Origin of the sequence: Rhizobium sp. SEMIA 4085, from assembly GCF_013004495.1 — a bacterium.
Lineage (GTDB): Bacteria > Pseudomonadota > Alphaproteobacteria > Rhizobiales > Rhizobiaceae > Rhizobium > Rhizobium gallicum.
Window position 1 is genome coordinate 1 of record NZ_JABEPH010000012.1, and the last position, 13,589, is coordinate 13,589.

At 58.7% G+C, this 13,589-nt stretch carries 15 protein-coding genes and 3 pseudogenes; 7 read left to right on the top strand and 11 right to left on the bottom strand.

What is annotated here, in order from left to right:
- The 7 genes and pseudogenes from C9413_RS33015 to C9413_RS02595 form a co-directional block, all read right to left on the bottom strand.
- Nucleotides 1–109, bottom strand: a pseudogene (locus C9413_RS33015) (two-component system response regulator); the annotation flags it as partial.
- A gap of 205 nt (nt 110–314) precedes the next feature.
- Entirely contained in the window at nt 315–1,112 is a 798-nt protein-coding gene (locus C9413_RS02570; RefSeq protein ID WP_170250166.1) for an ABC transporter ATP-binding protein, read from the bottom strand.
- An 11-nt stretch (nt 1,113–1,123) separates the two neighbouring features.
- Entirely contained in the window at nt 1,124–2,014 is an 891-nt protein-coding gene (ntrB, locus tag C9413_RS02575; RefSeq protein WP_040115679.1) for a nitrate ABC transporter permease, read from the bottom strand.
- A gap of 57 nt (nt 2,015–2,071) precedes the next feature.
- Complete coding sequence (locus C9413_RS02580) at nt 2,072–3,370, bottom strand: CmpA/NrtA family ABC transporter substrate-binding protein (RefSeq protein WP_040115678.1); 1,299 nt, start codon at nt 3,368–3,370, stop codon at nt 2,072–2,074.
- 358 nt (nt 3,371–3,728) lie between these two features.
- Nucleotides 3,729–5,003: a CmpA/NrtA family ABC transporter substrate-binding protein gene (locus tag C9413_RS02585; protein WP_133938438.1), complete on the bottom strand. Its 1,275-nt coding sequence runs from the start codon at nt 5,001–5,003 to the stop codon at nt 3,729–3,731.
- Nucleotides 5,004–5,049: 46 nt separating this feature from the next.
- A complete protein-coding gene (locus C9413_RS02590; RefSeq protein WP_040115676.1) occupies nt 5,050–5,637 on the bottom strand; it encodes an ANTAR domain-containing response regulator in 588 nt (195 codons plus the stop codon).
- Nucleotides 5,638–5,756: 119 nt separating this feature from the next.
- The gene (locus C9413_RS02595) at nt 5,757–5,954 is read right to left on the bottom strand and encodes a hypothetical protein (RefSeq protein WP_170250167.1); all 198 of its coding nucleotides are present in this window, start codon (nt 5,952–5,954) and stop codon (nt 5,757–5,759) included.
- Between the two features lie 115 nt (nt 5,955–6,069).
- On the opposite strand from C9413_RS02595, the gene C9413_RS02600 reads away from it, so the two are divergent.
- The 4 genes from C9413_RS02600 to C9413_RS02615 all read left to right on the top strand — a co-directional run bounded on the left by C9413_RS02600 (nt 6,070) and on the right by C9413_RS02615 (nt 9,690).
- Nucleotides 6,070–7,401: a hemolysin family protein gene (locus tag C9413_RS02600; protein ID WP_040116612.1), complete on the top strand. Its 1,332-nt coding sequence runs from the start codon at nt 6,070–6,072 to the stop codon at nt 7,399–7,401.
- A 272-nt stretch (nt 7,402–7,673) separates the two neighbouring features.
- A complete protein-coding gene (gene msuE / locus C9413_RS02605) occupies nt 7,674–8,234 on the top strand; it encodes an FMN reductase (protein ID WP_040115675.1) in 561 nt (186 codons plus the stop codon).
- Nucleotides 8,235–8,350: 116 nt separating this feature from the next.
- Nucleotides 8,351–8,932, top strand: a complete 582-nt coding sequence (locus tag C9413_RS02610; protein ID WP_040115674.1) for an alpha/beta fold hydrolase — start codon at nt 8,351–8,353, stop codon at nt 8,930–8,932.
- A gap of 98 nt (nt 8,933–9,030) precedes the next feature.
- Nucleotides 9,031–9,690 (top strand): peroxiredoxin, encoded by a 660-nt coding sequence (locus C9413_RS02615; protein ID WP_040115673.1) that lies wholly within the window; start codon nt 9,031–9,033, stop codon nt 9,688–9,690.
- A 343-nt stretch (nt 9,691–10,033) separates the two neighbouring features.
- Here C9413_RS02615 and C9413_RS02620 read toward each other — a convergent pair.
- A pseudogene (locus C9413_RS02620) lies at nt 10,034–10,213 on the bottom strand (DUF411 domain-containing protein); the annotation flags it as partial.
- Between the two features lie 141 nt (nt 10,214–10,354).
- Between C9413_RS02620 and solA the strand changes: the two are divergent.
- Entirely contained in the window at nt 10,355–11,521 is a 1,167-nt protein-coding gene (gene solA, locus C9413_RS02625) for an N-methyl-L-tryptophan oxidase (RefSeq protein WP_040115672.1), read from the top strand.
- 37 nt (nt 11,522–11,558) lie between these two features.
- On the opposite strand, the gene C9413_RS02630 is transcribed toward solA, so the two are convergent.
- The 3 genes and pseudogenes from C9413_RS02630 to C9413_RS02640 form a co-directional block, all read right to left on the bottom strand.
- Nucleotides 11,559–11,783, bottom strand: coding sequence for a hypothetical protein (locus C9413_RS02630; protein WP_040116611.1), 225 nt, complete (start codon nt 11,781–11,783; stop codon nt 11,559–11,561).
- Nucleotides 11,784–11,925: 142 nt separating this feature from the next.
- Nucleotides 11,926–12,132 (bottom strand): annotated as a pseudogene (locus tag C9413_RS34380) (helix-turn-helix transcriptional regulator); the annotation flags it as partial.
- 139 nt (nt 12,133–12,271) lie between these two features.
- Nucleotides 12,272–12,493, bottom strand: coding sequence for a hypothetical protein (locus tag C9413_RS02640; RefSeq protein WP_040115670.1), 222 nt, complete (start codon nt 12,491–12,493; stop codon nt 12,272–12,274).
- 158 nt (nt 12,494–12,651) lie between these two features.
- On the opposite strand from C9413_RS02640, the gene C9413_RS02645 reads away from it, so the two are divergent.
- Nucleotides 12,652–12,957, top strand: coding sequence for a DUF982 domain-containing protein (locus tag C9413_RS02645; protein ID WP_040115669.1), 306 nt, complete (start codon nt 12,652–12,654; stop codon nt 12,955–12,957).
- A 361-nt stretch (nt 12,958–13,318) separates the two neighbouring features.
- A complete protein-coding gene (locus C9413_RS02650; protein WP_022716241.1) occupies nt 13,319–13,528 on the top strand; it encodes a cold-shock protein in 210 nt (69 codons plus the stop codon).
- Nucleotides 13,529–13,589 lie beyond the last annotated feature (61 nt).

Consider the following 13,589-nt stretch of genomic DNA (forward strand, 5'->3'; position numbering starts at 1 on the left):
CGATGTGCGGTACCCGATCAAAACCGGCCTCTCGCAAACCGTCCTCGATGATGGACGCACGAATGCGGTTCTCATCAATGACCAGAACATTCAGACTGTTAACTTTCATGAGACCGCGCCACGGGTTACCGGCTTTCATTCGGAGGCGCGCCGATGGTGCAGGAGCCAACGGACACGCCGCCGCAGATGCGCGAATACAGCCACAAAATCAAGCAGTATCTTGGCTGCCTGATCTCCACGCTTCCCCCCGCGAACCGAGTCCGTCCCTGGCGAATGGTCGAACGCGGCATCTTCACAGTGGTCGTCGTTGTAAGTTATTCCGCGGCTTCAACGAAACGGTGGCGTTCGTAAAGAAACTTCAAAACGGCCTCGCGGCATTTGAGATAGGTGCGGTCCGAAGAGAGTTCGATGCGGTTGCGGGGCTTTTCGATCGGCACATCGAGGATTTCACCGATCCTGGCCGCCGGCCCGTTGGCCATCATCACGATGCGGTCAGAGAGCAGTACGGCCTCGTCGACATCGTGGGTGATCATCACCATCGTGTTGCCGAGACGTGCGTGGATGTCCATCACCGCATCCTGCAGATGGGCACGCGTCAGCGCGTCGAGCGCACCGAAGGGTTCGTCGAGCAGCAGGATCTTCGGCTCCATCGACAACGCACGGGCGATGCCGACACGCTGCTTCATGCCGCCGGAAATCTCGGAAGGCCGCTTGTCCTTGGCGTGGGCCATCTGGACGAGATCAAGATTGGCCATGACCCATTCGTGACGCTCGGCCCTGCTCTTCGAGCTGCTGAAGACCTTGGAAACGGCCAGGTTGACGTTTTCATAGACGGTGAGCCAGGGAAGCAGGCTGTGGTTTTGGAACACGACGGCGCGTTCGGGACCGGGCGCATTGACTTCGCGGTTTTCGAGAAGCACTGCACCGGCCGAAACTGGCGTTAAGCCGGCGATCAGGTTCAAGAGCGTAGATTTGCCGCAGCCGGAGTGGCCGATGATCGACACGAACTCACCCCTGGCAATCGTCAGGTTGATGCCCTTCAGCACTTCGGCGCGCGTTCCGGCCCGGTCAAAATGCTTGTCGATATGGTCGAGCTTGAGATAGGCAGTCATGATCGTTCCTCTCAGTTGGCCGAAGCGCCGCGGGTGATCAGTCGGCCAGCGGCGGCCACCAGCTTGTCGAGCGCGAAACCGACGACGCCGATATAGGCCAGGGCGACGATGATGTCTGGCAGGCGCGACGAGTTCCACGCATCCCAGATGAAGAAGCCGATACCGACGCCGCCGGTCAGCATCTCGGCTGCGACGATGGCAAGCCACGACAGACCGACGCCGATACGAAGGCCGGTAAAGATGTAGGGCGCGGCCGATGGCAGCATGATCTTGAAGAAGAATTCGAAGTGGTTGAGCCGCAGCACCTGTGCCACGTTGCGATAGTCCTGGGGGATATTGCGCACGCCAACGGCCGTGTTGATGATGACCGGCCAGATGGAGGTGATGAAGATCACGAAGATTGCTGAAGGATTGGAATCCTGGAAGGCAGCGAGCGACAGCGGCAGCCAGGCAAGTGGCGGGACGGTGCGCAATACCTGAAAGATCGGATCGAGTCCGCGCATGGCCCAGACCGATTGGCCAATGACGGCACCGACGACGACACCCGAGATTGCGGCAAGGCCGAAGCCGTAGGCGACGCGCTGCAGCGAGATGATGACGCGCCAGCCAAGCCCGATGTCCTGGGAGCCGTAGTTGAAGAACGGATAAGCGATCAGATCAAAGCTTTCCTGCCAGACCCGGTGCGGAGAGGGCAGTGAGGCGTCGGGCGAGGAACAGAGCACCTGCCAGACGGTCAGAATGATCGTAAGCACGACAAGCGGCGGCACGATACTGCGGGCGGCCACCATCGCAACGCCGCGGACATTGATCCGGGGCGGCGGCTGTCTTGCAAGGCGGACGACATTTGCGGCCTTCGGCGCAGTCTTTGCCGGTATGGGTTCTTTCTTTGCCAGGGCGGACATGAGGCGCTCCTCGTCGTGAACAAAAGGCCGGCGCGCCTGTCACGCGCCGGAGGTGGATCAGGATGCGGCCTTGATGGCAAGGCTATCGAGATAGGCGGAGGGATTTTCCGGATCGAAGACCTTGCCGTCGAAGAAGGTTTCCTTGCCCCGGGACGGAGAAGACGGGATGTCGGCGGCGGCGACACCCAGCGCCTTGGCCGCATCGCGCCAGAGATCCTCCCGGTTGACCTGGTCGACGAGAGACTTGATGTCGGTGTCAGGTGCGAACTTGCCCCAGCGGACGTTCTCGGCCATGAACCAGGTGTCGTGGCTCTTGAAGGGGTAGGAGGCGCCGCCTGCCCAGAATTTCATGTAAAGATCGGTGCCACGGGCGACACGGCCGTTGCCGTAGTTGATGTCACCCTTGAGGCGGCCGAGGATGTCCTTCGGCGGCACGTTGAACCATTGGCGCTTGCCAAGGATTGTCGCCATCTCCTCCTTGTTGTCCATGCTGTCGCACCATTGCTGGGCTTCCATCACGGCCATCAGCAGGGCTCTTGTGGCATTCGGGTTCTTCTCGACCCAGTCGGCGCGCATGCCGAGCGCCTTTTCCGGATGTCCCTTCCAGAGTTCGCCGGTCGTTGCTGCGGTAAAGCCGACGCCCTGATTGACGAGCTGCTCGTTCCACGGCTCGCCGACACAGAAGACGTCCATGTTGCCGACCTTCATGTTTGCCACCATCTGCGGCGGCGGCACGACGATGGTCGAGACGTCCTTGTCCGGATCGATGCCGCCGGCGGCAAGCCAGTAGCGGATCCAAAGGTCGTGGGTGCCGCCCGGGAAGGTCATTGCGGCCTTCACTTCCTTGCCTTCGGCCTTCTTTTTTTCGAAGGCCGCCTTCAGCTTGGATGCGTCGAGCTGGACACCGGTATCGGCATATTCCTTGGCGACGGAAATGCCCTGGCTGTCGTAATTCAGGCGGGCCAGCAGGGCCATCGGTACCGGCTGATTGTTCTGCGTCACCTTGCCCGTATGCATCAGATAGGGCAGCGGCGAAAGGATATGGGCGCCGTCGATACCGTTCGAAGCTCCGCCGAGAACCAGATTGTCGCGTGTTGCCCCCCAGGAAGCCTGCTTGGCGACCTCGACATCGGGAAGGCCATGTTTTTCGAAAAGCCCCTTCTCCTTGGCGACGATCAACGCGGCAGCGTCGGTCAGCGCGATGAAGCCGAGTTTGGCGCCCGTGACTTCAGGTGCTGCGGCTGCTGCAAAAGCGCCGGACGGAAAAGCTGTGCGGACTGCGCCGATCAAGGCAGCCGCAGCGGTCGTTTTCAGGAGGCTGCGGCGGCTCATGCCGGTCGTAATGATCTTGTTCATGCGCTGGTTCCCCTTGTTGGTCGTCGCAGGAATTTTCGGAATAAAAAAACGCCGCCCGGAGATTGCGTCTGCGGGAAGGGAGAGTTCCCGGACAGCAAAACCCGTGCGACGTCGATGTCTTTTGCAAGCGCTGATCGCGCGCTTGTCGCCAAGATCGCCATTGATCCGGGCAAGATTACCCCTGCAAACCGTGTGCCAGTTTTTGATGTGAACTTTAGGTCATTGAAACTAAATCAAGATCCGCGCTTTAAGCTCGTATGCATAATTTTTGAGCTTATGATGGAAGTGCTTATATATTATGCGAATGATGTTCCTCGTGCACAGACGGCTGCCAGCCTTTTGTGCAAAGCAGAAGAAATTAGATTTCGGCCACATCCGGTGCAAAGGGCAGGGTGCTCCTAACCGCAAATCCGCGAACATACTCCACGAGCTCTGCCGGATTGAAAATACGGCCGTCCATGAAGCGGTCGTCGTCGCTGTCGCCTTCGATGCGGATATCGGCGTCGTGAGGCGTGCACGCCTCGCCGAGTGCCGTCCTGTAAAGGTCGGGGCGATAGGCGGAAGCTGCCGCGCGCGCGCTGTTCAGGCTGATTGAAGCCTGTCCCCAGCGAACCATCTGGCTATAGATCCACAATGCCTGGCTCGGCCGCGGGTAGTTTGCAAAGCCGCCATGGAACGTGAAGTAATTGTCGATGACGCGGCGGTTGCCCTTGGCGTCCAGGCTGAACTCGCCGGCAAGCACATATCGGATAATGTCGACGGGTGCCGCAATGTAGCGGTGATCGGCAAGGACCGCGGCCAAAGCATCGTGGTTGCCGGCATGGTCGCACCAGCGCGCTGCCGCATCGAGCGCCACAATCAGCCGGGAGACCGTTTCCGGATGGCTCTCCGCCCAATCCGGTCGCATGCCGACGACCTTTTCCGGGGCTGAGGGCCAGATGTCCTGTTTTGTCGCAACGATACGCCCGACGCCGCGCTCAGAGGCCACCATGTTCCACGGCGCGCCGACACAGAAACCGTCGATCGCGCCGGCGGCAAGAGCGTCGGAGGTGAGCGGCGGGGGGACGACGACGAGTTTCACGTCCTTGTCGGGATCGATGCCGCCTGCGGCCAGCCAGTAGCGGAATTCGTAATTGTGCGAGGAAAAGGGATAGGTCATCCCGAGTGTCGGCACCGGCTCGCCAGTTAGCCGCATCTGGTTCAGCACCAATGCAAAGGCGCGCGCGCTTTCGAGGGCGCCCGCTTTCTCGGAAAGGCCTGCGGTCTTGCGCATCCGTTCGAAGAGGCGCGTCGAAAGGGTGATCGCGTTGCCGCCGCGCCCGAGCGAAAAGGGTGTGATGGTCGGCGAGGGGTTCGAGCCCAGTCCGAGCGCTGCCGCAACAGGCATCGGTGAGAGCATATGGGCTATATCGAATTGGCGAAAGGCCAGGCGGTCGCGAACATTCGCCCATGAAACGTCTCTGACGAGATCGAGGGTCAGGCCCTCCTTCTCGGCAAAACCGAATTCTGCGGCCGCAATCAGCACCGAGGCGTCGACCAAGGGAATGAAGCCGGCGCGAAGAATGCGCGGGCCCTCGCTGCTCAGTCTTGAAGGCGCAGAGACGCGCCCTTGTTTTGTGTCAATTCTCGTCACCGCATTCACTCCGCAGTCCTCCGGACAATCGATTGGCCGTGGCGGGTCACATCAGCAACCCGGCGGCCGTCACGACGCTTTGTGCGATTTCGGACATCTTCTTCTTCTCGTTCATCGCCGTCTGGCGCAGCAGAGCGAATGCCTGTTCCTCCGAAAGGCCGCGCATCTTCATCAGGATGCCTTTGGCCCGCTCGACGACCTTGCGCTCTTCGAGCGCCGACTTTGCATCGGCGAGCTCGCGCTGCAGGCGGCTGAAGGCATTAAACCGGCTGACGGCCATATCGAGGATCGGTTTGACCCGCTCCTTCTTCAGCCCGTCGACGATATAGGCGGAGACGCCGGCATCAACGGCTGCTTCGATGGAAGCCGTATCGGACCGATCGACAAACATCGCGATCGGCCGACTGATCGTTCGTGTCAGCTGAAATAAGTGCTCCATCATGTCGCGGTTCGGGTTCTCGATGTCGATGATGATAACGTCCGGTTTCAGCGTTTCGATGATGCGCGCGACGCCCTGGACCTCGTGAATGACGGTGACGCGCGTGTGGCCAGCCTCCTGCAACCCCTCCTCGATGATCGAGGCGCGGATCGCATTTTCATCTATGACCAGAATTGTCAGGTCGAAACGGCTCATGCGCCGTTTATGACGCACTGCAACAAAACAGGCAAGTTAAAAGCCGTAAAATTAAGCATAAAAAGCGGATGCACAAAAAATGCGCTTTCTAGAAATCCGCAACCTTCTTCAGGAACTACTCAATCATGCGCACCGAAAGGATTGACGATCGGATGGAAGCTTGCGGAAGCGGATGCCGAGTTGGCGACAAAGGGACGAAGTCCAGCGCCGCCGGCCATGATGGTTGCTTTCTCGGTCAGCGCGGCGCTGTCGGCCGGCCGTAGTCTCGACGCCGCGCGCAGCGGCGGTCTGTCGCTGCCGCGGTTTGCGCTCGACACTATCGTCCGCGCTCCTGCTCATCGAAAAGACAAAACTGTCGCCATTGACGCGTGCCCGTTTGCGCTTGCACATGCTACGATATTGTTTCCTTCAACAGTTAGGGACGATCAACTCATGACGGGCCAAGATGGCAGCATTCTTGATTATGTCGGGATTCTTGCCGTGTTTTTTCTCGTAGGCGCCAACGGTTTCTTCGTCGCCGCCGAATTCGCATTGGTTTCCGTCAGGCGCAGCCGCGTGGCCGAACTCGTGACCGCCGGACGTATGAACGCTTCAGCGCTTCAGCGGGCCGTGGACAATCTCGATGCAAATCTTGCGGCCACACAGCTCGGCATAACGATCTCTTCGCTCGCTCTGGGCTGGGTCGGCGAACCGGCACTGGCGCATCTGATCGAGCCGCTATTGGCATGGCTGCCCGGTGATTGGGCTAGGACAGGCTCTCATGCGATCGCCGTCGTCATTGCCTTCGTCATCATAACCGCACTTCACATCGTGCTTGGCGAACTGGCACCGAAGAGCCTCGCTCTCCAGCGTAGCGAGGGAACGTCATTGGCCGTGGTCCGGCCGCTTGGGTTCTTTCTTATCCTCTTCAAGCCGGCGATATTTGCCCTCAATGGTATGGGTAACCTGGTGCTTCGTGCTTTCGGCCTCCATGCCGGAACTGGCGAATCCTCCTTCCATTCTCCGCAAGAGCTGAAGTTGCTGGTGGCCGAAAGCCAGGAGGCGGGTCTTCTCAACCAGGTGCAGCAGCAGCTCGTCGAGCGCGTGCTCAATATCGGCGAGAGACCAATCTCCGACGTTATGACACCGCGTCTCGACGTCGAGTGGTTCGACGCCGACGACAGCGAGGCAGAAATCCTCAGGACGATTAGGGAATGCAGGCACGAACAGCTTCTCGTCGCTCGCGGCTCAATCGACGAGCCGATCGGGATGGTTCTTAAGAAGGACCTGCTCGATCAGGTTTTGGACGGCGGCAAGATCCGGCCGATGGATGTCATCAAGCAGCCGCTGGTGCTTCACGAAGGAACCTCGGTGGTCCGCGTGCTCAGCAGCTTCAAGGCGTCACCGGTCCACCTCGCCATCGTCATCGACGAATATGGCAGTCTGGAGGGGATTGTCACGCAGACGGACTTGCTGGAGGCGATCGCCGGGGAACTGCCGGGCTCCGATGAGGAGCCGGCTATCGTCGTTCGCGAAGACGGCTCATTGCTTGTTGATGCAATGATGCCGGCCTTCGACGCTTTCGAAAAACTAGGTCTGCGCAATAAACCGGATGCTGATTTCCATACGCTTGCGGGCTTTGCCCTTCATCAGCTCCAGCACATCCCGGAGACCGGTGAGGTTTTCGAGTTTGATGGATGGCGATTCGAGGTCATCGATATGGATGGCATGCGCATCGACAAGATCTTGGTGACGCGCAGTTCGGTGCAAGGAGCGGATATCTAGGCTGGCAGACACCAGATAACTGGTCCGATGTATCCGATCGCCAACGACTGAAATCTCTACCGCAACTGCAATCGTGCCTGCCAAGATAACTCGATTCCCGGCGATTAGACGCTGCATCTGGAGCTCCGGCACCTGCGGTTCATAGAAGCCAATCAATCGCCGGGCAGAAAGAAATTTCCCCTGTCGTCCATCACGGCAAATCCTCATTCCTTTTATCTATTAAATTTATAGACAATAATCCGCTTCACCATTCAAATCGGAAGGGAAAACAGATGGCCGCTTTGCGACTGGTTGGAATTGCCGGCAGCTTCAATCGTCCTTCGAAGACCTACGCACTCGTTGAAGACGTTGCGGTTCGCGCGGCTCAAAGATATGGCTTCGATCGTACCGTTTATGATCTGCACGATGTTGGCCCATCGCTCGGGCATGCGTTGTGGCGAAAGGACCTGGACGATCAGGCGAAGGGCGTCATCGACGCGATCGTCAGCGCCGACGTTCTGATCGTCGGCTCACCGACTTATAAGGGATCCTATCCCGGTCTGTTCAAACATTTGATCGACCTTATCGACCCCGATGAATTGCGCGCAAAGCCGATCATCATCACGGCAACTGGCGGCGGAGACCGGCATGCTCTGATGGTCGAGCATCAGCTGCGGCCGCTCTTCGGGTTCTTCATGTCCCACACTCTGCCGACGGCCGTCTATGGATCGGAGCGCGATTTCACGGACTACAGGGTTTCTTCGGAGCCACTGTCCAAGAGGATTGGCGAAGTTGTGAGCGAACTTGGAGCTTTCTTTCCCGCAGACGACGCGATCCTCGCGGCCGCCGAATAGCGTTTAACGCTTGATATCCTCGCGGGATAAAGAGTGATCCGATGCAGACAACCGGTGCATGGCCGCAATAATTGCCGCGGCATGTCGAGGTTCGACCTACGAAGAGGCGTGTCGCGATGAGCCGAATACTCATTTTACCCGGCCTCTTCGGTTTAGGCGAGGGGCACTGGCAGCACCATTGGTTGAGGGAGCATCCGGATAGCCGGCTTGTCGACCAGGACGATTGGGATCGGCCCCGCTTGCACGACTGGATGCTCAGACTTGAGGAGACGCTGGCCGAGGAGGACGATGCCTATATTGTCGCTCACAGTCTCGGTTGCCTTTTGGCCGCTCAGCTGGCAGGTCGGCCATCGGCCCGGCGCGTCAGAGGAGCCCTTCTTGTTGCGCCATGTGACCTGCCTTCGACAGAAGCGCTCCACCCCGGCCACCTCGCCTTCGGCACCATGCCGACCAAGGCGCTTCCATTTGCGAGCATCGTCGTCGGCAGTCTCAACGATATCTATATAAGCCTTGACCGGTTGACGATGTTTGCGCGCCTCTGGAAATCCGACCTCAGGAACATCGGATTGGCCGGACATATCAATGTTGCAAGCGGATTCGGGCGCTGGCCGAGCGGGTACGGCCTTCTCGCAGCGTTGAAGAGCCGAACCCGCCACCGGCGGCAGGTTGAAGGCACGCGATCGGTCACCAATGTTTGAAGCGGGCTGCCGCAAGCCGGTTGCTGTCGGCCAAGATGAGCGTATATCGCTAGCGAAAGATGAAATTCAACGGCGATCCAGGAGAGAGGAACCTACCCATGAGCCTTCGTATCAACGATATTGCACCAGATTTCTCCGCCGAGACGACGCAGGGACCAATCAATTTTCATGAGTGGATTGCAGAGGGTTGGGCCGTGTTGTTCTCGCATCCGAAGAACTTCACCCCGGTCTGCACGACGGAACTCGGCGCGATGGCCGGGCTCGAACAGGAATTCATTAAACGTGGTGTCAAGATCATCGGCATATCCGTCGATCCGGTGGAAAGCCACGGCAAGTGGAAGAACGATATCAGGACGGCTACCGGTTTCGATGTCGGCTACCCACTGATCGGCGACAAGGATCTCAAGGTCGCCAAGCTTTATGACATGCTGCCGGCAGGCGCGGGCGAGAGTTCGGAAGGCCGCACGCCGGCCGACAACGCCACCGTGCGCTCTGTCTTCGTCATCGGCCCCGATAAGAAGATCAAGCTCATCCTCACCTATCCGATGACGACGGGCCGCAACTTCAATGAAATCCTGCGTGCCATCGACTCCATTCAATTGACGGCCAAGCATCAGGTAGCGACACCTGCTAACTGGCAGCAAGGGGAAGACGTCATCATCACGGCTGCGGTTTCGAACGAAGACGCGATCTCGCGCTTCGGCTCTTTCGACACCGTTCTTCCTTATCTCAGGAAGACCAAGCAGCCGGCCGGCTGATTGGCGCCTTGGAGCCTCCACGATATAGGGTCGGCGCGCATCGACCGCGGAAGCGGGCGATACGCGCCCAATCCATTGTCCCTGATTTGCACAATCCGCACTCATGCCCTCGTCCGCGTCTTCCACAGCGTTTCGTTCGCTGCCAGCCGCCGATAAACTCTGGCGAGGGACGGTGGTGGACGCAAGGATGCGCCGCTCGCGCGCTATGGATCATCTTTGCTGACGTGCGGTCGATGTTTCGGTGCCCGAACCGGGGGATCCATGTATCATCGACTGGAAGCAAGATCTCGCGGTTGGGCTCTGGGCTGCCCTGAGCGCTCGGCGCGGCCCATCGATCGCGACGTCAGACCTTCCGGGGGCGGACCTCCATGAACAGGTATGGTGCGCCGGTTCCCGAAGGGATCGCAAAGACGTCATAGGACGCCTGCGGGTCGTCGCCCATCCCCAACGAGCCAGGTGGCATGCACGGCACGGCCAGCTTTCGGACCGGCGGCCGCTCCCGCAGCAGGCGCTGAACGGCCTTGGGATGGACGACGAAGAGATATTATCGTGCGTGCGCATGTGCTGCACTATGCCGATGACCGCCCGCTTTCTGGGGATATGGAGGCATTGCGCACTTTGCTTCGGGATCGCTCGCCGCCGGCGGATATTTAAAGGGGTTGCCATGATCGCTCAATTCGACGTCGCTGTGATTGGCCTTGGCGCCATGGGAAGCGCAGCGCTTGCATTTCTCGCCGCCCGCGGCGTCAAAGCGATTGGTATCGACGCTTATTTTCCCGCGCATGCGATGAGCTCGTCGCATGGCGACAGCCGGCTGATCCGGCTTGGCTATTTCGAGGACCCGTCATATGTGCCGCTTCTTCAACGTGCCTATCGCAACTGGCGAGCGCTCGAAACCAGTCTAAGGGCCGATATCCTGACCATCACCGGCGTGTTGCAGATCGGTTCGCCAGACAGCAAGATTGTGAGCGGCACGCGCACTTCGTGCAGGCTACACGGCCTTGCCCAAGAAGAGCTCGACGCGGCGGAAATGGCGCGCCGCTTTCCTGCTTTTCGCCTCGATGACGATGAGGTTGCGATCCTCGATCCGCAAGGCGGATATCTGCGCCCGGAAGCTGCCATCATGGGCTACCTCAAACTTGCGGCCGAAAGCGGAGCGATGCTCCATTTTAGCGAGAAGGTTATGGCGCTCGATCCGGGTGACCGCGGTGTCACTATCTCTTCAGCGAGTGGTCGGTATTACGCCAGAAAGGTCGTCATCGCGACCGGATCTTGGATTGCGGAACTCGTTCCGCACCTGAAATCACACGCGACCCCGATCCGTCAGGTCGTGGCGTGGTATCGGCCAAAGGACGGCTTTGTAGCAGAGCCGCAGCGCATGCCATGTTTTCTTCGCGATGAAGGTACGGATGGTTCTTATTTTGGCTTCCCTGCGATCGGCACCGACGGCATCAAGCTTGGCCGCCACACGCATTTCCGCGAGCCGATTGACCCAAACGAACCCAATCCGCCGATCAACGACCAGGATACCGTACTGCTCGACGGCTTTGCGTCCAGACGTCTGCCTGCGGCTGCCGGGCTTCGTGTTCGCGCGGCCACCTGCCGCTATACGATGTTGCCGAGCGAGGATTTCCTCTTCGACCTTTTGCCCGGACAGCCAAACATTGTCGTTGCATCGCCCTGTTCCGGGCATGGTTTCAAATTCGCGAGCGTCGTCGGTGAGATTCTGTCTGATCTTGCACTCGATGGTGGCACCGCGTTGGAGATCGCCGCTTTTTCTTTTGACGCGCTCGAAAGACATCGCCCTTCGCGATCTCTGGGTGTCAAGTAACCAAGCGTCTGCTGCTGGCGATGATCCACGCCGTCCGTCACGCGTCGGGGTCATCACGCGTCGCGCCCGCCAAGAGCTTCAATTGCTCCGGTTCGTGCACGCCTTGGCGATATAATTCTATGATGATCGACGCCAGACGTGCGACTGTTTCATTGTCGGTGATACCCATCCGAGCACACAGATCATCAAGGACGTGATTGCAGACGCTCAGATCTTCAGACGTAAGCGGCTCGTCGCGCTGATTTGGGAAATGCTCTTCCATATCAGCCACCTGCGCCAGGAGGTGCATCGTTTTCGAAAACTTCGCGGTATTGAATCACCTGTTTCTCGTTGACGTCGATCGACCCGCGCGCAGGTGCCAGAAGGCGAACGCCGGGGCCGCCGGCGCCTGAATAGTCGCCGTCGAGGAAGGCAATGCCGGCCGCTTCGAGGGCACGAACTACGGCGACGACGTTGTTGGCCATACCCTTGACCTCTCCTTCACTGGCTTCCATCCGGCGTAAGGTGGGAGCAGAAACATTGGCGTTCTTGGCAAGTTCGACTTGACCAAGACCCGCCAATACACGCGCCGCTGCCAGCTGTTTACCGGTGATATGATTGATTTCACGCATTGATTTGAGCCGCTAGCCATTTCTATTCGTGAGGATATTAATTATCACACTGAGCGATTTTGATCAATCCGAATGAAACCACTGCCCGCGGCACGGACAATCAACAAACTCTTCTTGCGGGGGTCTCACTGCTAGAATCTCAATCCTGACGATGAAGGTGTACTCGCCGGTCACGGTCGTCGCCGGCACGATTGAGATTGTAGGCGGAGACGGACGTGGTCTGCTCCTGAGGCGCGTGAATCAGCTTTCGGGCAGGAGAGGCGGTGCGCGTTGTGCTCGCCGCCGCCGTCGGCGTGCCGACAGGAGGAAGGTGGCGGTCGTGAGTTTGCCGCAGATCGGCGCGGTCACGACCTGTGCCCATGTCAGAAGCGCCCGCCCGGTATTCTCAAAATGAATGCGTCCTAATTACGGGCGCTGCAGGACCTCATCCGATTGGTTTAGGCCAGTACCTCTTGAACGAAAAACTCTCAAAACCAATATTTTCTTGGGTCGAATAGCATCTAGAGAGGAGAAAACACCATGCTTGTCAGTGAGGTGCCTTGGCGGGTTCCGGTAACGGTCCGCTTGGAGTGCGGACTTGAGCGGACATTCAACTCAGCCTTCGAGACCATTGATTTTCTTGAGAACGAGTGGCCCGAGCGGCGAGGTGAGCGCTACCACCGAGCCGTCAACCAGTGCCGGGGAGCATTGAGCCGAGTCGTCCCCGCAGAGGTGGCCCGCGAAGCATTTATCGCGGCCTGTCTGGAGGCTGGCATGCCGGCATTGACAGGCACGCTCGCCGCACGAAGACAAGCATCAGCGCCGAACCTTTCAATAAGTGCATAATTGACGGCCGTCGGCGCAAAGCCGACGGCATTGTTATAGTTTTTTAATGGTCGACGCGCATTCTGGGGGGTGTCGCGAAGGTAATGCGTAGCGACAGCATTCCTCCTCCTGGAACACGAAATTAGCTCAGTTGCTTGGCAAGTGGCGGGCCTCTTCGTTTCACAGGTGCATGCCAGCCCAGGTAGTGCGCTCTAGCCTTTATGTAAACACAGTTGTCGCCTAAAAGCGGGGCATCGAACTTGCCTGTTAAGCTTTGTTTTGGCGCCCTTTGCGCTTAAGGCGGTCTTTCCTCTCAAAATCGATCATCCGTCGTCGGCAATGCGGCCGAGCGACTAGTCCTGTGCGATGAAAGGAAATCGTCATGAACAGCGGAACTGTTAAATTTTTCAATTCGGCCAAAGGCTTCGGCTTCATTCAGCCAAGCGATGGATCAACGGACGTTTTCGTTCACATCTCTGCTGTAGAGCGCTCCGGCATGTCTGATCTAAGGGAAGGCCAGAAGGTCACCTTTGACATCGTGCGCGACAACAAAAGCGGAAAGAATGCCGCCGAGAACCTTCTCGCAGCGTGAGCCGTCCAACCAGATCGGCCATTGACCACGAATATACTGGCACTGTCCGTTACGACGAAAT

Bases quoted from the DNA above. Each gene is read 5' to 3' on its own strand.
- C9413_RS02570 (WP_170250166.1), bottom strand. From the start codon at position 1,112: ATGACTGCCTATCTCAAGCTCGACCATATCGACAAGCATTTTGACCGG.
- ntrB (WP_040115679.1), bottom strand. From the start codon at position 2,014: ATGTCCGCCCTGGCAAAGAAAGAACCCATACCGGCAAAGACTGCGCCG.
- C9413_RS02580 (WP_040115678.1), bottom strand. From the start codon at position 3,370: ATGAACAAGATCATTACGACCGGCATGAGCCGCCGCAGCCTCCTGAAA.
- C9413_RS02590 (WP_040115676.1), bottom strand. From the start codon at position 5,637: ATGAGCCGTTTCGACCTGACAATTCTGGTCATAGATGAAAATGCGATC.
- C9413_RS02600 (WP_040116612.1), top strand. From the start codon at position 6,070: ATGACGGGCCAAGATGGCAGCATTCTTGATTATGTCGGGATTCTTGCC.
- msuE (WP_040115675.1), top strand. From the start codon at position 7,674: ATGGCCGCTTTGCGACTGGTTGGAATTGCCGGCAGCTTCAATCGTCCT.
- C9413_RS02610 (WP_040115674.1), top strand. From the start codon at position 8,351: ATGAGCCGAATACTCATTTTACCCGGCCTCTTCGGTTTAGGCGAGGGG.
- C9413_RS02615 (WP_040115673.1), top strand. From the start codon at position 9,031: ATGAGCCTTCGTATCAACGATATTGCACCAGATTTCTCCGCCGAGACG.
- solA (WP_040115672.1), top strand. From the start codon at position 10,355: ATGATCGCTCAATTCGACGTCGCTGTGATTGGCCTTGGCGCCATGGGA.
- C9413_RS02630 (WP_040116611.1), bottom strand. From the start codon at position 11,783: ATGGAAGAGCATTTCCCAAATCAGCGCGACGAGCCGCTTACGTCTGAA.
- C9413_RS02640 (WP_040115670.1), bottom strand. From the start codon at position 12,493: ATGGGCACAGGTCGTGACCGCGCCGATCTGCGGCAAACTCACGACCGC.
- C9413_RS02645 (WP_040115669.1), top strand. From the start codon at position 12,652: ATGCTTGTCAGTGAGGTGCCTTGGCGGGTTCCGGTAACGGTCCGCTTG.
- C9413_RS02650 (WP_022716241.1), top strand. From the start codon at position 13,319: ATGAACAGCGGAACTGTTAAATTTTTCAATTCGGCCAAAGGCTTCGGC.